General features: G+C 62.1%; 16 protein-coding genes. 10 read left to right on the forward strand and 6 right to left on the reverse strand.

What is annotated here, in order from left to right:
- Positions 1 to 14: 14 nt before the first annotated feature.
- Positions 15 to 1,265 carry a S41 family peptidase gene (locus JFN93_RS12540; protein ID WP_199384428.1) on the reverse strand — a complete coding sequence of 417 codons (1,251 nt, stop codon included), beginning with the start codon at positions 1,263 to 1,265 and terminating at the stop codon, positions 15 to 17.
- A 184-nt stretch (positions 1,266 to 1,449) separates the two neighbouring features.
- Between JFN93_RS12540 and JFN93_RS12545 the strand changes: the two genes are divergently transcribed.
- Complete coding sequence (locus tag JFN93_RS12545) at positions 1,450 to 2,148, forward strand: outer membrane beta-barrel protein (protein WP_199384429.1); 699 nt, start codon at positions 1,450 to 1,452, stop codon at positions 2,146 to 2,148.
- A gap of 3 nt (positions 2,149 to 2,151) precedes the next feature.
- Here JFN93_RS12545 and JFN93_RS12550 read toward each other — a convergent pair whose 3' ends face one another.
- Entirely contained in the window at positions 2,152 to 3,072 is a 921-nt protein-coding gene (locus tag JFN93_RS12550; RefSeq protein ID WP_199384430.1) for a hypothetical protein, read from the reverse strand.
- Between the two features lie 201 nt (positions 3,073 to 3,273).
- Here JFN93_RS12550 and JFN93_RS12555 point away from each other — a divergent pair, with 201 nt between their 5' ends.
- The 4 genes from JFN93_RS12555 to JFN93_RS12570 all read left to right on the forward strand — a co-directional run bounded on the left by JFN93_RS12555 (position 3,274) and on the right by JFN93_RS12570 (position 6,830).
- The gene (locus JFN93_RS12555; RefSeq protein WP_199384431.1) at positions 3,274 to 4,008 is read left to right on the forward strand and encodes a 3-oxoacyl-ACP reductase family protein; all 735 of its coding nucleotides are present in this window, start codon (positions 3,274 to 3,276) and stop codon (positions 4,006 to 4,008) included.
- 354 nt (positions 4,009 to 4,362) lie between these two features.
- Positions 4,363 to 5,976, forward strand: coding sequence for a methyl-accepting chemotaxis protein (locus JFN93_RS12560; protein ID WP_199384432.1), 1,614 nt, complete (start codon positions 4,363 to 4,365; stop codon positions 5,974 to 5,976).
- Positions 5,977 to 6,316: 340 nt separating this feature from the next.
- Positions 6,317 to 6,493, forward strand: coding sequence for a hypothetical protein (locus JFN93_RS12565; RefSeq protein ID WP_199384433.1), 177 nt, complete (start codon positions 6,317 to 6,319; stop codon positions 6,491 to 6,493).
- A gap of 37 nt (positions 6,494 to 6,530) precedes the next feature.
- Positions 6,531 to 6,830 (forward strand): hypothetical protein, encoded by a 300-nt coding sequence (locus JFN93_RS12570; protein ID WP_199384434.1) that lies wholly within the window; start codon positions 6,531 to 6,533, stop codon positions 6,828 to 6,830.
- Between the two features lie 240 nt (positions 6,831 to 7,070).
- Here JFN93_RS12570 and JFN93_RS12575 read toward each other — a convergent pair whose 3' ends face one another.
- Entirely contained in the window at positions 7,071 to 7,871 is an 801-nt protein-coding gene (locus JFN93_RS12575) for a flagellar motor protein MotB (RefSeq protein WP_199384435.1), read from the reverse strand.
- Positions 7,872 to 8,253: 382 nt separating this feature from the next.
- Between JFN93_RS12575 and JFN93_RS12580 the strand changes: the two genes are divergently transcribed.
- Positions 8,254 to 8,892, forward strand: a complete 639-nt coding sequence (locus JFN93_RS12580) for a TetR/AcrR family transcriptional regulator (RefSeq protein WP_199384436.1) — start codon at positions 8,254 to 8,256, stop codon at positions 8,890 to 8,892.
- Positions 8,893 to 9,071: 179 nt separating this feature from the next.
- Entirely contained in the window at positions 9,072 to 9,779 is a 708-nt protein-coding gene (locus JFN93_RS25940; protein WP_199384437.1) for a PilZ domain-containing protein, read from the forward strand.
- 191 nt (positions 9,780 to 9,970) lie between these two features.
- On the opposite strand, the gene JFN93_RS12590 is transcribed toward JFN93_RS25940, so the two are convergent.
- The gene (locus JFN93_RS12590; RefSeq protein WP_199384438.1) at positions 9,971 to 11,191 is read right to left on the reverse strand and encodes a multiheme c-type cytochrome; all 1,221 of its coding nucleotides are present in this window, start codon (positions 11,189 to 11,191) and stop codon (positions 9,971 to 9,973) included.
- A 339-nt stretch (positions 11,192 to 11,530) separates the two neighbouring features.
- Here JFN93_RS12590 and JFN93_RS12595 point away from each other — a divergent pair, with 339 nt between their 5' ends.
- Both JFN93_RS12595 and JFN93_RS12600 read left to right on the forward strand, forming a co-directional pair.
- Complete coding sequence (locus tag JFN93_RS12595; protein WP_199384439.1) at positions 11,531 to 12,235, forward strand: hemerythrin domain-containing protein; 705 nt, start codon at positions 11,531 to 11,533, stop codon at positions 12,233 to 12,235.
- Between the two features lie 451 nt (positions 12,236 to 12,686).
- Positions 12,687 to 14,111, forward strand: coding sequence for a hypothetical protein (locus tag JFN93_RS12600; protein ID WP_199384440.1), 1,425 nt, complete (start codon positions 12,687 to 12,689; stop codon positions 14,109 to 14,111).
- 142 nt (positions 14,112 to 14,253) lie between these two features.
- Here JFN93_RS12600 and JFN93_RS12605 read toward each other — a convergent pair whose 3' ends face one another.
- Positions 14,254 to 15,441: an MFS transporter gene (locus tag JFN93_RS12605; protein ID WP_199384441.1), complete on the reverse strand. Its 1,188-nt coding sequence runs from the start codon at positions 15,439 to 15,441 to the stop codon at positions 14,254 to 14,256.
- Positions 15,442 to 15,787: 346 nt separating this feature from the next.
- On the opposite strand from JFN93_RS12605, the gene JFN93_RS12610 reads away from it, so the two are divergent.
- A complete protein-coding gene (locus JFN93_RS12610) occupies positions 15,788 to 16,243 on the forward strand; it encodes a methylglyoxal synthase (protein ID WP_199384442.1) in 456 nt (151 codons plus the stop codon).
- A gap of 166 nt (positions 16,244 to 16,409) precedes the next feature.
- Here JFN93_RS12610 and JFN93_RS12615 read toward each other — a convergent pair whose 3' ends face one another.
- A complete protein-coding gene (locus JFN93_RS12615) occupies positions 16,410 to 17,654 on the reverse strand; it encodes a PDC sensor domain-containing protein (RefSeq protein ID WP_199384443.1) in 1,245 nt (414 codons plus the stop codon).
- Positions 17,655 to 17,915 lie beyond the last annotated feature (261 nt).

Below are 17,915 nucleotides of genomic sequence, written 5' to 3' on the forward strand. Positions count from 1 at the left end.
CCAAAGAAGCCGAACTACCTATTTCCACCGGCCAGGAGGCGGATGCCGGTAACAAGCTGGGTGTCTTTACTGGCCTTAAGCTGGGCCGCCGTGAGATCCCCCTCTTCGTCGGGGAGCAGCGGGGGGACCGTTTCCGGAAGGACCACCTCCACATCGGGGGCGATCCCCTTGTGCCAGATGGAGTGCCCTTTCGGGGTGAGCCACTCCTCGACCGCCAAAAGGAGCGCCGACCCGTCGGAGAGTTCGAAAGGCTGCAGCACCGTCCCGGTTCCGAAGGTCTTTTCCCCCACGAGCTTTCCTCTGCCGGCATCCTGAATGGCGCCCGCCATGATCTCAGCGGCGCTTCCGGTTCCTTCGTTCACCAGGACCACCACCGGCAGCCGGGTGGCGTGGGGTGCCCGGCGTACCGGCACCCGCCGGACCTGCCCCGCCGCATCCTTCACCAGGAGCGCATCGCCCTGGGTTACGAAGAGGCTGGTGCAGCCGATCGCCTCGTCGAGCACCCCGCCCGGGTCGTCCCTCAGGTCGAGGACGATCCCGGTCATCTGCTGCTGCCGGATCTGCTCCAGGGCCTCCCCGAGCGCCTTGGTGACGCCGTTGCTGACCGCGGCGATCCGCAGATGCGCCAGGGAGGTCCCGGGAAGCTGATGCCAGCGCACGTTGTTGATCCGGATCGCGGCGCGGGTGAGGGTGAACTCCTGCGTGCTGTTGCTTTTGGGATCGAAGACGGTGAGCCGGACCCGGGTGCCCTCCGGGCCGAGGATCATCTTGACGATCTGGACCACGTTGAGCCCGATCAGGCTCTTCCCGTCCACCTTGGTGATGACCCCGCCGGAACGTATGCCGGCCCTCTGGGCGGGGGAGCCGTCCAGGGGAGCCACGATAACCGCGTGCCCCTTTTCCATGCGCAGCTCCAGCCCCACTCCCTTGTACTGCCCGGTGGTGAATTCCTTCTCTTCCTCGATCATCTCCTTGGTCAGAAAGGTGCTGTGGCCGCTGTCCCCGAGGGCGTCGACCATGCCGCTGATCGCCCCGTGCGCCATGGTTTCGGGGTTCAGCGCCTTGCGGTCCACGTACACGCTGCGGATGGTGTTCCAGGCTTCGGCCATCAAGGCGAATTGGGGGGTAGCTTCGGGGGGGATTTCGTTGGAGGCGGTGAAGGTGCTGTAGCAGTTGTGCGCGAGGACCAGCACCACGGCCGACATGGCGACGGCGGCCAACGCGAAAACGAGCGGTCTCCACTTCCTCGGTCTCCGGTCCGGCATGGCATCCACCTTTGTTGGGTAGCGGGTTGGCATCGCGAACCACCCTAGTGTAACGCAGGGCGCAAAAAAGGGGAGACTGCAGCCGCCCCGGTGACTACTTTCTGTTGACAGTACACCGGGAAAAATAGTAGCAGTCTTATCGGTTTGTTTTCATCTGAGCAGCGGGTTGAGAAACGGAGGGTGAATGTACTCAAGGGCGAACAAGCACAGGCTCGCCATTTTCGGTTTGGCCCTGTTCGGCCTTGTGGGTTCCGCGGCGCGTTGCTGGGCGGATCCGATCGACACGGCCGGAAGGTTCCGGGTGGAAGGTGCGCTGGTGGCCGGCGAGGGGATCAACGACTCCCGACTGATCACGACCACGGACGGAACCCAGATCAAGCTGAGCGGCGGGGGGGGCTTGGGGGGGCGGTTTACCTTGGGCTACGGACTTACCTCGAAGTGGGACGTGGAGGTGGGGGCGGAATACAAGCAAAGCCACGGCGACCAGCAGTCCTCGAACGCCAACGCCACCTTCACCAGGTACCCGGTGCTGGTGGCGGCGAAATACAAGATACCGGTCGCCTCGGTGGGACAGGTCAAACTGGGCGCCGGCCCGGGGCTCTTTCTCGGCGGCAAGCTCGACTCGGATCTGACCAAGCTGGGGCTGCCGCACGAGGTGATCGACTACAAACCCGCGCTCGGCGCCCACGTCTCGGCCGAATGGGAAACCATCCACGAAGACTGGTCCTTCGTCTTCGGCATCAGATACTATTACGTCTCCTACCCGATCAGCTCCGCCACGCTCAACGGAAGCGCCCTCCCCACCAACCTGGTCGGGCCCCAGCTTCGGGACCTGGACGGGAGCGCCTTCGAATTCATCGTCGGACTCGGCAGGTACTTTTAAAAGCTATTGCACCTGCACCAGGTTCGAATAGGAGACCATCTGGTAGGCGCCCGGGTTGATTGCCTGGAATTGCGCTCCATCCAGGTAGACGATCCTTAGCAGCTTGACGGTGGAAAGGTCCAGGCTGGCATTGGAGGTCATGGCAGCGGCAAAGCTGATTTCTCCGTCGGTTCCCAAGAGTCCGGTACTGGTGTGGTCGGCTTTTTTGTACTGGAGGGACGACACCCCCAGGTACGCTCCGTTGGCATCGTAGAGCAGACAGTAGAAGTTGTAGGCGGTAGGCTGAGCCGCCAGGAAAGCAGCATTGGCTGCCGCAAAACCGCTGCTGGTAATCGTCCCGGTCCCGCTGGTGTCGGTGGAGTAGGTGAAAGAAACCCCGGTGGTGGGAAATCTCCCCAGCAGGGGGACGTAATCCGATTGGTTTGCCGTGGGAGGGGTCCAGTCTTCGGCAGCGTACAGGTAGCGATGAGTGGCAGCATTCAACGTGCCCGGCTCGTGGAACGGCCCCCAAAGTGCCGAAACCTCTCCGTTTTTCAGCCTCATCCGCACGGTCCAGGTCCCGCCGACCGGGAACGCGTGCGGGTTGGCACTGTTTATCAGGGGCAAGCTAACGGTTCCAGTACCAAAGGCACTGGGGTCTATCGCCGTGGCGGGTATGTTCCATGTCGCACCCGACCCGTCGTTGGATATGTTGATCCGGTCGATGTCGGTCGAGGCAATCGTGCTGCTGTAGCTGGGAATGAAATACATCCGGACCGCATCGCTGCCGGTATCGGAGGGGACATTTTCGTAGAGATACGTCGCCGATGTGATAAAGCGGCGGTCCAGACCGTCGCTGCTGTTATCCGGGCTGCCGCATCCGGCGACCAACGCGAGCAGGCCCGCCGTCAACAGCATCACCCACCCCATTGCATTTCTCTTCATAGCAAACAAGCCTCCGCAAGCCTCTATTCCCGAACCGCGACCAGCCCCGCCCGGGGAGCTACACCATACACGATTTGCCTCCCCTTTTGAGCAAAAAAATGAACGATACCGGACCTGCTGGTAAAACCTCAGATCTGGTATCCTATGCGTGCCTCACATCATGAACCGCCCGCACTCATGGGGATCATCAAGGAGGAGAACATGCAAACGGAACTGGCAGGAAAGGTCGCCCTGGTAACCGGCGGAAGCCGAGGCATCGGGAAAGCAATCGCGCTGGCGCTGGCCGAGGCCGGGGCGGACGTCGCGTTGAATTACCAAAACAATGACCGGATGGCGGAGGAGGTCTGCGGCGAGATCAGGAACCGGGGCCGGCGTGCCCTTGCGGTTAAAGGGGACGTTGCCGTCGCCGCCGAGGTCACCCGGATGGTGGAGGAAGTCAGGCAAGGCTTGGGTCCCATCGGCATCCTGGTGAACAACGCCGGCATCGGGCACATCGCATCGATCGACACGATCTCGGAGCAGGAATGGGACGCAACCCTGGCGGTGAACCTGAAGGGGGCGTTCCTGGTCACCCAGGCGGTGCTCCCGGACCTGCGCCGGGCAAGGTGGGGGAGGATCATCAACATCTCCTCGGTCGCCGCCCAGATGGGAGGGGTGGTCGGCCCGCACTACGCGGCCTCCAAGGCGGGCATCATCGGCCTCACCCATTACTACGCCGCCTACCTCGCCAAGGAGGGGATCACCGTCAACGCCATCGCTCCTGGCCCCATTGCGACCGATATGTCCGCGGCGCTCCCCCAGCTGAAGCCGGAGTCCCTTCCGGTCGGCCGCTTCGGGACGCCGGAGGAGATCGCCGCAGTCGCCCTCCTTCTGGCGGGCAACGGCTTCCTTACCGGCCAGACCGTCAACGTCAACGGTGGTCGCTACCTCGGTTGAAGGTTTGAGCCGGCTATCGAGGCACTGAGGTCGTCGTGTCCTTGGGGTTGGGCGGAGCGCGTAAAAATCGTTTTGAACCGCCGCGGTCCGAATACCTGGCTGGTTGACATGGTGCCTCGGTAGCTTCCTTCTCTGGGTCCCGACAGCCTTCCCCGTCGCTCTAATTCGCGTACTTAGGCACGACGAAACTCCGCCAATTGAAGCTGACGCCTCAGGCAAGACATCGAAATACCGTTTTGAAATAAATGACTTAAGCTCACGCCCCATAGCTCCGAAGAGATAAGGATAGCTTCGCGACCCGTGATTTGGCGGCGTCCGTCGCAACCGTCCCCTATCTACCCGGAGGTACCCACCATGAAAATCGGCTCTCGGCTCGGCGCAAGTTTCGCCGGAATCATCTGTCTCATCATGCTGCTCTCGATCTTCACCGTCAGCCGGCTGGCACTCATCAACAGCAAAGTGAAAATCATCACCGACGACCAGTACCCCAAGACCGTACTGCTCAACGAGGTGAACGAAAACATCAACATCATTGCCCGCGCGCTGCGCAATTCGGTGATCCTGGAAGACCCTGCGCAATCCCGCCAGGAATTGGACCGTATCCCCTTGACCAGCAAGGACTCGCTCCAGTGCTTCGAGAAGTTGAAGCAGACGGCCACCAGCCTTGAGGAAAAAAAGCTGCTTGAAGAGATCGACGCGATCCGGGGGCCGTACAAGACGCTCCAAAAGCAGGTCATCGGCCATATCGAGGAGAACCAAAAGCAAGAGGCCGGGCAGTTGCTGATGGGGGCGTACCGGGACAGCCAGCGGCAATACATAAGCGCGATCAAGAAGATGATCGAGCTGGAGAGCAAGGGGCTGCAGCAGGAAAGGCAGGATGTGGAACAGGCCTACAAATCCACGCGCAACCTCAGCATCGTTTTCTCCGCCCTCGCCGCGCTGATGGGAGCGATCTTCGGATACCTGGCCACCAAGAGCATCACCCGACCGGTTGCCGAGTTGGTGGAGATCAACGGGCGCCTCGCCGATGGCGACCTGACGGTGAACCCGACCCTGGAGGGGAACGACGAGATGGCCGCCCTGGCGGCCTCGTCCCGCAAGGTGGTGCACAACATGCGCGGGATCCTCGCCGAGGTCGCGGACGCCTCCCGTTCCGTGGCCGCGGCATCGCGGCAGATGCAGGCGACGGCGGCCCAGATCGCCGGGGGCGCGGAGGAGATGGTTTCCGAGTTCGGCACCGTTGCGGTCGCGACCGAGGAGATGGCGGCGACCAGTAACGACATCGCCTCCAACTGCCACCTGGCCGCGGAAAATTCCCAGCGGACCATCAGCTCCGCGGTGACCGGGAGCAGCGTGGTCCAGGAGACCATCGAGGGGATGGCCCGGATCACCGACCGGGTCCAGCAGTCGGCCCAGACCGTGGAAGGGCTCGGCATGCGCTCCGAGCAGATCGGCGAGATCGTGTCGACCATCGAGGACATTGCCGACCAGACCAACCTGCTCGCCTTGAATGCCGCCATCGAGGCGGCGCGGGCGGGCGAACAGGGGAGAGGGTTTGCCGTAGTTGCCGACGAGGTCCGCGCCCTTGCGGAACGGACCACCAAGGCGACCCGCGAGATCTCCACCATGATCCAGGGAATCCAGAAGGAGACCAGTACCGCGGTAGTGGCCATGGAAGAGGGCGTTACCGAGGTTGGCAAGGGAGCCGCCAGCTCGGAGAAATCGGGGCAGGCACTGGAGCAGATCCAGCAGCAGATCAACGAACTTTCCATGCAGATCAACCAGATTGCGACCGCTGCCGCGGAGCAGACCGCAACCACCGGGGAGATCAGCAGCAACGTGCAACGCGCCAACGGAGTCGCCATCGAAACGGCACGGGGGGCGAGCGAGACCGCAATCGCGGCGGACCAGCTCGCCGTCCAGGCGGAACAACTCCAGGCGATGGTGCACAAGTTCCGGCTCGCCTGACCCCGGGACCACCGGGAGTAGCAGTAAAACGGATAAAAAAAGCCCCCGGCAGTGCGCCGGGGGCTTTTTTTGTCTGCCGTCGAAAATATTCCTGTCCATCGAACCGGCGCAGGGTGCCCCTCCCGTCCCCACGCGGAAAGACGGTGGGCGGAGGGGGACAGGCAGCTGGCGGAGCCAGTCCCCTGCGCCCTCTCCCCATCCGACGACCGCCCCGCCCTCCCCCCCGGTAAACCTTTTGCCAGCTCAGGCGTTTACTCTGTCAGAAGCGGAAAATGCTCCACCCAAGGCACCCGGGGCAGATCCGCCTGCGTTTCGTTTTCTTGTTTCAAGGAGGTATGCGATGTCATCTGTCAAACCCATTTCCAAGCAGGATCTTCCTGCCCGCCTGGCCGCACTGATGGCCGATGAACCGTTAACGCCGCCCCCCGGCTCTCCCCCCGACGTCTGGATCAACTTCGACCGGGCGGTGCGCCACGCAAAAACGCGGGCCAAGGCCAAGAAGGCCGACCGGCCGTAAACCCACATTTTAAGACCAACACCCAAGGAGCCCTCTGATGAAACTTTTTTCCACGCTTACCCTGGCTGCTATTGCCGCTGCGACCATCACCCTTGCACCGGCCGTTTCCCGCGCCGAGGTCAACGTCAACATCAACGGATATCTCCCCGCCCCTCCGGGAGTCCACATCTACGTGTCGTCTGGACGTCCCTACTATGTCGAGAGGGGCCGCCGCGTATACCTGGAGAGGGACGAGAGGCACCATCCGCGCCGCCACCGCCACAACGGCTGGGAACGCGGCGAACACCGGGGGCACGACCGAGGCGAGCACCACGGCCACGGCCGCCACGAACGATAGGAAACCGGACGGTATCCCTGTGGAAGCCTTTCCTGAGTGATCAAACAGAAGCTTCCCGCCTGGAAAGGCGCTCCCACTGGATGCCCGCCGGCAACTTCTCCCCCAGAAGTGCTTCCCCGGAATAAAAAAAGGGACCACTGCCGCAAAAATGGCTGCAGGTCCCTTTTTCTATATGCAGAGCATCCCCGTCCCTAACTACCCAACCCGACCGCGAACCCAACGTCGAACGTTGAACGGCTTCTATCTCACCTGTGACCGCGCCTCGGCAGCCTCGCTTTCCGAGGAGAGCAGCACCACGTCCACCCGCCGGTTACGCGCCCGCCCGTCTTCCGTGTCGTTACTGGCGGCCGGTTGAAACTCCCCGTAACCGGTTGCCGAAATCCGGGCCGCTTCGATATCGTAGCGGCCGGTGAGCAGCTTGACCAGCCAGGTGGCCCGCGCCGTGGAAAGGTCCCAGTTGGAACTGAAACGGCTGTTGTGGATCGGCTGGTTGTCGGTATGCCCCTCGACGCGGCACCGGTTGGAAACCTTGTTCAACAGCTCCGCGACCGTCCCGACCAGTTCCGCCGATTCCGGAGTCAATTCGGCACGCCCGGATTCGAAGATTCCCGCCTCTTTCAGGGTGATTACCAGCCCCCGCTCCGACAAGGCAACCGCCACCTTGCCCTGGTTCCGGGATCTGATCAGATAGGCGTCCAGCGAAGCCTTCATGGCCCGGAACTCCTCTGGTCCTGCCTTGAGCCTCCCCGTTGCCGGCATCCGGGACGGTGACCGCACCGGGGGCGGCGTTACGGTCATTTCCGGGATCACCCCCGAGCGCCCCACATCGATTACCGCCAGCCGGGGTGCCGCCCCTTTGCTGTCCATCAAACCGAAGGATCTCCGCATCGAGGCCGAGACCTCCTCCGTCTTTTTCAGATCCGCCTGGGACATGGCGTACAGCGTCACAAAGACGGCAAAAAGCAGCGTCAGCAGGTCGCCGTACGAGACCAGCCACCGCTCGTGATTGGCCGGTTTTTCCGGCTCCTTCCTGCGCGCCATGGCGCCCCCCCCTGCCTGGTCTCAATCCGTTTCGGATTCGAGGTGATCCCTGGTCCGATGAACTCTGGTAGTCATGGCGCACAGGTCACGTAGTCGTAACTTAAGATCTGGTAGCGACCGCGGCATTGAGGTCGACCCGGGGCAATAGCGCCGAGCCCGCCACCTTGACGAAGGCACGCGCCACGTGCAGCCGAGGGAGGCGGCCATAAGGGCGGCGCCCAGGGACTTGGGAACCAACGGGAGAATCGGATGGTGCATGAGTTCGACCTTCCTTCTTATAACTGTACCGTACTGTACGGTTTTGATGTAGACAAGCTACAACATCTTCATGTAGAATGCAACCGGAATTTCGATCTTGGTGAGGGGGGGGAGAAGACGCGCGATGAAACTGAAGACCGAGGCCAAACGGCAGGCGATCATCGACACGGCGGCGCAGGTATTCCGTTCGGTGGGGTTCGAGCGGAGTTCGATGGCGGAAATCTGTGCCCGGGTGGGAGGGTCCAAGGCGACCATATACAACTACTTTTCGTCGAAGGAGGAGCTTTTCACCGAAGTGATGCTGCAGTCGACGGAGGCGGAATTTGAGGCGGTGCTCAGCTTCATCGACGCCTCGGCCGGGGACCTGGGTGCGATGCTGCGCAACTTCGGGGAGAGGTTTCTCGATCTTCTGTATTCGCCGGAAGTCCAGGCGGCCCGCCACCTGGCCATTGCCCAGGCCCGGCATTCGGATATCGGACGGCTGGTGTACGAGCGGGGGGTGCTCCGGAGCCAGAGCCTGATCGCCCAGTTTTTGGGGGAGTCGATGCGGGAAGGAAAGCTCCGGCAGGCCGACCCGACCGTTGCCACCCGGCATCTGGTCGCGCTTTTGGAGTCGGAGCTTTTGGACCGCTTTCTTTTCCAGCTTCCCGGCGCGATCACCCCGGCCGAGATCAGCGGCTGCACGGCACGCGCCGTAGACGCCTTCCTGGCGGCCTACGCCCCTCCGCCTCTCCAGGCGCCCTCACCCTCTTCCGGCGGCTAAGGCGGCCGATACCCGGTGAATCCACAACTCGCAGGCCGACAACCCTTTCCCCTGCCTCCAAAAAAAGATGAAGTTTCCTAAAGGTTTCCGTCGACGTACCGATAGTGGAAGCAATGAATGCAGTTTCACGACCGAAAAGTCGGAAATTTCTTTGGATTTTTGATCAGGAAGGAGAGAGCGTGGCACAGACCCGGATACTTATCGTGTCGGACGTAGAGGAGGCGAAGGAGGGTTACGGACTGGCAGTATCTCGTTTCAGTGTGCCTTATGACGTGGTCTTTTCGTTCAAAGACGGGCTCAGGCGGGCGATGGAAGAGAAGTTCACCGGGATCGTCGTCGACATCCTGACGCTGCTGCGAAGCGGACAGGAAGAGAAGCTGATTGCCAACGACTTCTTCTCGATCTATCCGACGCTGAAACTCTCCTGGGACAAGAGAAACCGGCAGATGAGCCTCGGGCTCCCCGGTCAGGCGTCGGCCAGCGATCCCGAAGCGGAACTGGCGTCGTTCATCAATGGGCGGTGCGCGATCTTCCCCCCGCGGTCCATGCGCCGGCACGAGCGGGTTCCGGTCTGCCTCAACGTGCTTCTGTCCGGAAAAAACGCCTACGCCGAAGCCGGGGCGACCAAAACCTTCACGGTAAACCTCTCCGAATCGGGGGCCTTCATCCATACCATCGAGCGGTACGCCCTGGGCGATGCCGCCTGGTTCGTGGTCAAGGATCTTTCCGATCCGGCGCCGATCCAGGCCCGGGTCTGCCGGACCGTGGAATGGGGCGGGACCAGCCGCCTGGTGCCCGGCATCGGCGTGGAATTCGAGCAGCTCTCCGGCAGTCAGCAGGAAGAGATCCGGCAGATCATAAAAACCACCCCGAAAACGGGGCGGTAGCGGCCCAGGGGATGGGTCTTCCTGATCTTGGGAAAGGCAAATCCCCCCCGCCCCCCCGTTGCTAATGGGGGGGATCAAGGCCGGCCCCTCTTCTCAGGAATAATTCCAAATATAAAAGAGCCCCCGGATCGTTCCGGGGGCTCTTTCGTTTCCTGCCCGTTGGTGCCCTACCGCCGGCACCCCCGGTACCTCTACTTCTTGTGGCCGCTTTCGCGGGTCAGGTTGGCGGCTTCGGTCCTGATTTCCACCAGGTCCTTCTGCAGCTCGGCCAGGCCGTACCAGGTGACGTAGTCGGGGTTCATGTGGAACGCCCCCTGGAAGGCACGCATGCGGTGCTCCAGGAACATCACGTAGAGGGTCTGCTCGATCGGGGTCCGGGAATCGTAGAAGGTGAGGAGGTCCGGATAGGCCGGCTGCCCCTTCTGCGGCTTGAGAATCCCCTTCTCGTAGAGGCCGGCCACGATGGTGATCGCCTCGGCCATCAGCTTGTCGGCCTCCTTGATCATCTGGTCGGCGTTGCCCAGCTGGGTCTTCGCGTAATTGGTGCTGTGGCACTTGGCGCAGATGCTGATCATCTTGTCGCGCGAAGCCTGCCACTCTTCCTTGGAAAGACGCGCCACCTTGCCCGCCTTGACCAGGTCGAGACGCGCGGTTGGCTTGCCGGCCGGGTCGAGAACCCCGAGTCCCTTCAGGATGGTCACGCGGTACCCCATCCACTGGGCGTCGTCTTCCGGGAGCCTCAGGGCGAGGAAGCCCCAGGAGGTCATCACATTGTGGTCGCCGTCCCCCATGTGGCAGGTCTGGCAGGTCGGCGCGCGGCCGGTGTCGCCTTCCATCTGGTAGATGGCGCCGTGCTTGGAGTTGGACCACATTTCCCACTGCGGGTGGTCAAAGCCCATGTGGCAGGTCATGCAGGCCTGCGGCTTCTTCGCCTCCGCCTTGCTGAACCGGTGGCGGGTGTGGCAGGAGTTGCAGGGGGTGCCGTACTGGGCATCGGCGCGGGACTTCTCGTCGCGGACCCCGACTTTGTGGCAGCCGCCGCACCCTTTCATCCCCTGGATGTAGGCGTGGGGCTGGATCCGGTTGGTCGGCATGGCGTCCATCGCCACCCAGGCGGCGGCGTGCTTGCCGGAGGCGTACTGGTCGTGCTGCTTGGTGTGACACTGCTTGCAGGTCTGCTCCGTCGGCATGGCCACTTTTTCCACGTCGGCCGCGCTCTGGTGCGCGGTGCCGTGGCAGCTGGAGCAGTCAACGCTGCCGCTTTTCCCCATCTCCCCCGCCAGGAAATCCTTGACGATGTTCGGGGTTACCTTCTCGTGGCAGGAAATGCAGTTGCTCTTCGCCAGCGCGGTGCCGGAGATGAGGAGGACCAGGGCCAATGCCCCCCCCAGCTTCTTCAAACCATGAATCATTACTTCCCTCCCGTGCATGTGGTGAAAATGAGTGGTCATCTAAACCACATGCCCGGGAGGAATTCTTTGATCCAGGTCAAAAAAGCGCCTTCCGGCGCACCGCTGAGTGGCGATTTACTTCCCCGTCACTGGAGCTCCCGCACCAGGTGGTTACCCGAACCGGAAACGATCCGGCGGGGCCCGTCGGTCGCGATACCGCATCACCCGCCGGAGGCTCCGTCACCCGGCGGGTCGTTGCAGCTCCACCCCGGGCGGAGCGGACCGGGGCAGCGTGGTATAATCGCCCGGTTGCCGCATCCCGGCCGGTTCACGATGCTCACGCATAACAGGAGGCTCGTCATGAACAGCAAAACCGGATGTAACCGCAGGGGATTTCTCGGCTCTCTGGCTGTGATCGGCTCGACGGCGTTGGTGGCGCGCCTGACCCCGACGGCATTGGCCGCAGCGTCCCAACCGGAACCCGAGGTTTCCGCGGTGGAAGACCTGATGCGCGAGCACGGTGCGCTGCACCGCATCTTGCTGATTTACGAGGAGGCCATCCGAAGAATCCGGGCCCAGGTGGTAATCGAACCGGACCTGGTGAAACAGGCGGCGACCCTGGTGCGGAACTTCATCGAAAGCTACCACGAGAAACTCGAGGAAGAGTACGTCTTCCCGAAACTGTCCCAAGCCGGTAAGCTGACCGGCACGGTCGCAACGCTTTTGGCCCAGCACCGCGCGGGGCGCAAGCTGACCGCGGGCATCATCGCCCGGTGCAGCGCGCCACACTTCCATCGCCCGGCCGAACTTCGGGCGCTGGCAACGGAGCTCTCCGAGTTCGTCACCATGTATCGGCCCCATGCGGCCCGGGAGGATACCGTCGTATTCCCGGAATTCAAGAAGGTAGTCCCGGCCAAGGAGTACGACCGTCTGGGGGACCGGTTCGAGGAGCGGGAACATGCCCAGCTCGGTGATAACGGGTTCGAAGGGGTACTGACACAAATCGCCGGGATCGAGACGAAGTTGAACATCCATGACCTCGCCCGGTTCACTCCGAAGGCCTAGAGTTTCTTTGAGCCGTTGATGAGCAAAACTGAAGGCTGACACCCAAAAGGAAAAGGGGGAGCGCAACTGCGGCTCCCCCTTTTTTTTGATACCGAACGGGTGACTTTGCCCTTGGTCCCTATCTCTATGTTGCACGCTGCAAAATCCCCTCGCAGGCTCCTCCCTACCAACCTGTTTCGACAGGGCGCCCGGCCGGGGGCGTCTTAAGGTTGACTTAAGCCCCCTTTGCTATGCTGTGCTAGCCGGAATATAAGCCTTACATAATATACTGTTATTATTTAACTTTTTCACCTCAGCCCCGTCATTTTTAACGCAACCGGTCCTCGCTTGTAACGTGATCGTCACGGAGACGGTCTACATTCGCGTCGACATAAGGACGTCGTGAGGAACGCCTCGGCGACCGGATCCAGAGCGGTAGATCGGTTACCGCCCAAACCCATGGAGGATGATGATGAAGAAAAGGATGTTATTGGCCGCAACCACCTCGTTGCTGATCGCGGCGCCGGTTTTCGCGGACACCGCCGTTGAGACGGGTGCCGCGCCGATGCAGGCAACGAAAAGCCCGACTGCGACCGAAGGAGGGATCAACTTCAACATGAAGGGGATCAGTGTGAACCTGGGAGGGTTCATCGAGGCCGCCGGGATGTACCGCAGCCGGAACCTCAACTCGGACCTTCCGTCCCCGTTTCAAAAGCTTCCCCTGGCCAATTCCGCCGGGTACTACCAGGATGAGACCCGATTCAGCGCCCGGCAATCTCGCCTCTCCCTGCTGGCAACCGGCGACGTCAACGAAAACACCCACCTCGCCGGCTACTACGAAATGGACTTCCTCGGTGCCGCCAGCACCGCCAACTCCAACGAGAGCAACTCGTACAACCCGCGCATCCGTCATCTCTACACCACCGTCGACTGGGACCGCGCCGGGCTGCACCTTTTGGCCGGCCAGACCTGGTCTTTGGTCACCATGAACGGTGAGGGGATCATCCCGCGCAAGGAGATCACACCGTTAGGGATCGATGCCCAGTACGTTCCGGGTTTCACCTGGGCGCGCCAGCCGCAGTTCCGCATCGTGAAGGATTGGGATAAGAAGTACTGGCTGGGTCTTTCCGTCGAAAACGGGCAGACCTTGGTGCAGGGTGGCCAGCCCAACGCCGTCGGCAACAACTTGGCCGACAACCAGGCTGGCGGCGGTGCCCTCACCAACGTGACCACTTCGGTCAACCCCTACCCCGATTTCGTCGTCAAGGCAGCGGCCGATCCCGGCTGGGGCCACTTCGAGGTCTACGACCTGATCCGCGTTTTCGAGACCAGCCTGAGCAGCAACGGCAAGGTTAACAACACCTTCCGCGCCACCAGCGCCGTGGGGGGCGGGATGATCCTGCCGATCATTCCCAAGCAGCTGAGCCTCCAGGTCAGCGGCATCTACGGCAAAGGGATCGGGCGCTACGGCTCGTCCCAGCTTCCGGACGTGACCCAGAACGCTGCCGGCGAAAACATGCCGCTGACCGGGTCGCAACTTCTGGCCGGCGCCACCTACGACCCGACCAAGGAGTGGAACTTCTACGCCTACTACGGCCAGGAACAGGTTGACCGTCAAAGCTACGACCAGAATGGCAAAGGGTACGGTTACGGCAGCGAGCTCTACGACAACTCCGGCGCCGGCACCTTCGGCGGGAAGGCTCAGGGGAACATCAGGAAGGTAGCGCAGGAGACGGTGGGAACCTGGTGGAAGTTCTACCAGGGACGCATGGGCAAGATGCAGGCCGGCCTGCAGTTCTCCCACACCGAGGACGACTACTTTAGCGTGGTCAACGGCGGGGCTCCCAAGGCGACCGACAACATGGTGTTCACCAGCCTGCGTTACTACTGGCAGTAACCTGGTCCGCCCTGGCGGGGGTCCGGTCACTCCCTCCCGACCGCCCCTCATCTCCTGAGCGGATACGCAAAAGCCCCCGGCACTGGCGCGCCGGGGGCTTTTGCTGCTTCAGGCAACCGTCAGGGGGCGGGTGCCGCTTGCCTCAACCCGCCTCGGGAACGGTATCAACCGGGACCGGCGGCACCTTCTTCCGGCTCTTGATCATCACCCCGGCCAGGGCCGCGAGACAGCCCAGCACCAGGTTGGAAACCAAGAAGGCGTGCCTGGCACCGAGGTGTTCGAGACTCCCCCACATCCCGCCGGCGATGACGCTCCCGAGCGCCTGGCCGGTAACCCGCGCCACCGACAGGAACCCGGAGGCGATCGCTTCGGTCTCCTCGGGAGCCTGCCCGAGGACGGCGGCGTTGTTGGCCGCCTGAAAGAGCCCCCGCCCCAAACCGACCCCCACCAGCCCGAGCGCCACCCGGCCGGTCACCCCCTGCACCAGGGAAGATAGCGCCAGCGTCACGCTCCCCAGCCAGCTGACCCGGTCGAACCCTTTCCGGTCCGAGAGTTTCCCGGCCCAGGGGCCGGTAAAGAGGAGCAGAATCGGGGGGACCGACATGAACAGGCCGACCTTGCTTGGAGTAAGCCCGGTGGCTTCGAGGTAGAAGGGCCAGATGATGTTGGTGCCGAAGGACTGCGCGTAGAAAAGCACCGTGGCCAAAAGGGCCAGCAGGAACGCCGGCGCCCCCAAGACCCGCCGCAGACTTTCCCGCAGCCCCACTCCGGGGAGCTCGCCCAGGTTTCCCGACAAAAGGAGCGCCAGTACCCCGAGCGGCAGGTTGATGTAGAAAATGCTCCGCCAGCCGAAGGCGTCCACCATGAAGCCCCCGATGGGGGGACCGGTCAGGGTCCCCGCGGCGACGGAGGCGGATACCATGCCGAGCGCCCACCCTTTTCGCTCCTTGAAGGTGGCCGCAGCCAGCCCGGGCACCAGGCCAATCACCCCGGCGCCGGCGATCCCCTGCACAAAGCGCAGGGTGAGCAGCGTCGCCAGGTTGGGGGACATGGCCAGCCAGAGGGAAACCACGCTGAAGGCAAGCAGCGATACCCGGTACACCTTAACCGTGCCGACCCGCCCGGCCAGGGCGGAGAGGGGGATGAAGGTCAGCGCGGAGCCGACGAGATAGAGAGAAGCGGCCCCCTGCACGGCCGCCGCGTTAGTATGGAAGCCGGCGGCAATGGAGGGAAGCGCCAGCTGCAGCGCGCTCGCGTCCAGGGTGGACAGGGTGATGCCGACCAGCAATGCGGCGAGACGGATGTCGAAATCGATCAATTGGCGAGGCATGTTACGGCACGTCCTGTATGAAACTCGGAAGTAAAAGCTCTTTCTTCAGGGCGGAGGCGCTCCCCCAGTAAAAAACGCCGGCCCTCCGTTATGCGGAGAGCGCATTTCATCGCAATTATCGCTTTCCGGTGAAGCTGTCCGCCACGGTATCATCGGCAAAGCCATAAGGGAAATAGATAAATCTTATCGGATCGATAACTCGAGATGATTATCCGACATATCCCCCGGAGCCCCACACCTAACCGCAAGCAGGTCCGCCGGAGGCGATGCATTTTTCTCTTTGTCTGGGGATGTGGGTGCTCTATGGTAGGTGGAGACGCTACGAACCGCTAAGGAGGCAGCTACGATGCAGCTGAAGAACCCGGCCCAGAAACACATCGCCCTGGTCGCCCACGACAACAAGAAGAAGGATCTGCTGGATTGGGTCAAGCTCAACCGTGAGGCACTGACCATGCATGTTCTTTATGCAACCGGGACCACCGGCCACCTTCTGGGTGACGCCTTGGGGCTGCCGGTCACTCGGTTTCAAAGCGGCCCGCTTGGCGGAGACCAGCAGATCGGGGCGAAGATTGCCGAGGGAGCGATCGACTGCATCGTCTTCTTCTGGGACCCGCTGGAGCCGCAGCCGCACGATCCCGACGTAAAGGCGCTCTTGCGGATCGCCGCGGTGTGGAACATACCGGTAGCCTGCAACTGGGCCACCGCCGACTTCATGATCACCTCGCCCTTGATGGCAGCCGAATACGTCCGCAACGTCCCCGACTTCAAGGAGCACCTGGAGCGCTTCGGCACCAAGGGGTGATCTCAACCATCCACTGCCCGCGAGGCAAGAAAGGCCAGGTCTCATGACATGGCCTTTCTTTTTTCGCGACGGGGCCCCCTCCTGCAGGAGTGCCCGCTTTCAACCCGTAGGGGCGCGGCATGCGGCGCCCGTCACTTCCGATCCTCAGGTCAATAACCCGCGGGCATCACCCCTCCCCTCCCTGCTCCTTCAGCTCCTTTAACTCTTCCATCATCCGCTTCTGGTACTCCTTGCCGCAGTCCGGACAGAAGCCGTGGCTGAACTGAGCGTCGGTGTTCATGGTGAGGTAGGTTTCCAACTGCTCCCAGGCATCCTCCTTGTTGTGTATCTTCTTGCAGTTCATGCAGATGGAGATGATCCCCTCCAGGCGTCGGGTCCGGGCGATGGTCTGTTTCAGCGAATGGTTTTTTGCGACCAGCAGCTTCTGCGCCTTTTGCCGCTTGTGAACCTCCTGCTCCGTTCTCAGCCATTCCCTCCGCATCGCCCAGGCCGCCCAGGTGGAAACCACCACAAAGAGCGCGATCAGGCAGGCGAAGGTTTTTGCCTCCTCACGCCAGGGGGTCAGGAACGCCTGCTCCGCACGTCCGACCACGATATAAAAGGGCTGAGAAACCGCCAGCTTCCGGAAGGAAAGAACCCTCTGCACTTGGTCGAGGATGCTCCTCCCCCGGTAGGTCCCGGAGACCCGTCCCGCTCCGATCAGCCGGTGCAGTTGCGGCGAACCGGTCTTCGATCCGATGCTCGCGCCCACGCTCCTTGCGTCTGGATAACGCGCTACCAGGTCGAAATCCCCATCCATCAGCGTGATGACCCCGTCGTCGCCGGTATTGATCCGGGCGAAGCTCCGCACGAGAAAATCGATTTCCAGCCCGCCGTACGCAAGTCCGGCGAAGCCTCCGGCCCGGTCATTGATCCGTCGCGCGAGCACCACCATCCATTTGCCAGAAATGCCGCCGACCACTGGCTTGGAAATCACCAGCTCTGCGGCGCGGTGTTCCTTGAGGCGCTTGAAATAGTCGCGGTGCGCCAGGCTCGTGGTCGTTTTGACCGCCATGTTTTGTTTGCCGTAAATGGCCTTGCCACCGGAGTCGGTGGCCCGCAGGGCGACCAGTTCCGGAAGCCGCGCATGCTGTCGGACGATGAAGGCATTCAGGCTCTCCGGTTGGATGCCGCCTGCCGCGAGTTCCCGTTCGGCCTCGTCCACTACCCCCTGCAGCGCCAGGTCCGCCTTGGCGATGCTTCGGGAAATGCTTTCGTCCAGCACCTGGGCCAGGTTTTCGGTAGAAATGGCAGCCCTTCTCTCATAGGCCTGGTAACTCCTCCAGAGGGCATAGCACATCCCTCCGGCAAACAGGAAGTTGAGCAGGACCACGCCGACAACCAGGTTCTTCACGAACGGTTTAACGGGCATACGTTCTCCGATCCGAAATCTTCAATCACGGTCATGCCAGCTTCGCACTGTCACATTCTACTTGATAAACGCGGTGAATGAAGTCGAACCACCTTAAATACAAGAGAATACGCCGCTCTGACAGTGTGAGGGCTGCCTGTGAAAGGAGATCGTACTTGTGGAATGGCGGGGGCACCCGGAAGGACGGGTACGGTGCAAGGTTGACACCCACTCCGTTTGTCATTGACATCAGGGAGAAGAAGGGATATTTAGAGCATATAC

It is taken from the genome of Geomesophilobacter sediminis, from assembly GCF_016458275.1.
Classification (GTDB): domain Bacteria; phylum Desulfobacterota; class Desulfuromonadia; order Geobacterales; family Geobacteraceae; genus Geomesophilobacter; species Geomesophilobacter sediminis.

What these genes read in the sequence shown, in the direction of transcription:
- JFN93_RS12540 (WP_199384428.1), bottom strand. Translation starts at nt 1,265, where the DNA reads ATGCCGGACCGGAGACCGAGGAAGTGGAGACCGCTCGTTTTCGCGTTG.
- JFN93_RS12545 (WP_199384429.1), top strand. Translation starts at nt 1,450, where the DNA reads ATGTACTCAAGGGCGAACAAGCACAGGCTCGCCATTTTCGGTTTGGCC.
- JFN93_RS12550 (WP_199384430.1), bottom strand. Translation starts at nt 3,072, where the DNA reads ATGAAGAGAAATGCAATGGGGTGGGTGATGCTGTTGACGGCGGGCCTG.
- JFN93_RS12555 (WP_199384431.1), top strand. Translation starts at nt 3,274, where the DNA reads ATGCAAACGGAACTGGCAGGAAAGGTCGCCCTGGTAACCGGCGGAAGC.
- JFN93_RS12560 (WP_199384432.1), top strand. Translation starts at nt 4,363, where the DNA reads ATGAAAATCGGCTCTCGGCTCGGCGCAAGTTTCGCCGGAATCATCTGT.
- JFN93_RS12565 (WP_199384433.1), top strand. Translation starts at nt 6,317, where the DNA reads ATGTCATCTGTCAAACCCATTTCCAAGCAGGATCTTCCTGCCCGCCTG.
- JFN93_RS12570 (WP_199384434.1), top strand. Translation starts at nt 6,531, where the DNA reads ATGAAACTTTTTTCCACGCTTACCCTGGCTGCTATTGCCGCTGCGACC.
- JFN93_RS12575 (WP_199384435.1), bottom strand. Translation starts at nt 7,871, where the DNA reads ATGGCGCGCAGGAAGGAGCCGGAAAAACCGGCCAATCACGAGCGGTGG.
- JFN93_RS12580 (WP_199384436.1), top strand. Translation starts at nt 8,254, where the DNA reads ATGAAACTGAAGACCGAGGCCAAACGGCAGGCGATCATCGACACGGCG.
- JFN93_RS12590 (WP_199384438.1), bottom strand. Translation starts at nt 11,191, where the DNA reads ATGATTCATGGTTTGAAGAAGCTGGGGGGGGCATTGGCCCTGGTCCTC.
- JFN93_RS12595 (WP_199384439.1), top strand. Translation starts at nt 11,531, where the DNA reads ATGAACAGCAAAACCGGATGTAACCGCAGGGGATTTCTCGGCTCTCTG.
- JFN93_RS12600 (WP_199384440.1), top strand. Translation starts at nt 12,687, where the DNA reads ATGAAGAAAAGGATGTTATTGGCCGCAACCACCTCGTTGCTGATCGCG.
- JFN93_RS12605 (WP_199384441.1), bottom strand. Translation starts at nt 15,441, where the DNA reads ATGCCTCGCCAATTGATCGATTTCGACATCCGTCTCGCCGCATTGCTG.
- JFN93_RS12610 (WP_199384442.1), top strand. Translation starts at nt 15,788, where the DNA reads ATGCAGCTGAAGAACCCGGCCCAGAAACACATCGCCCTGGTCGCCCAC.
- JFN93_RS12615 (WP_199384443.1), bottom strand. Translation starts at nt 17,654, where the DNA reads ATGCCCGTTAAACCGTTCGTGAAGAACCTGGTTGTCGGCGTGGTCCTG.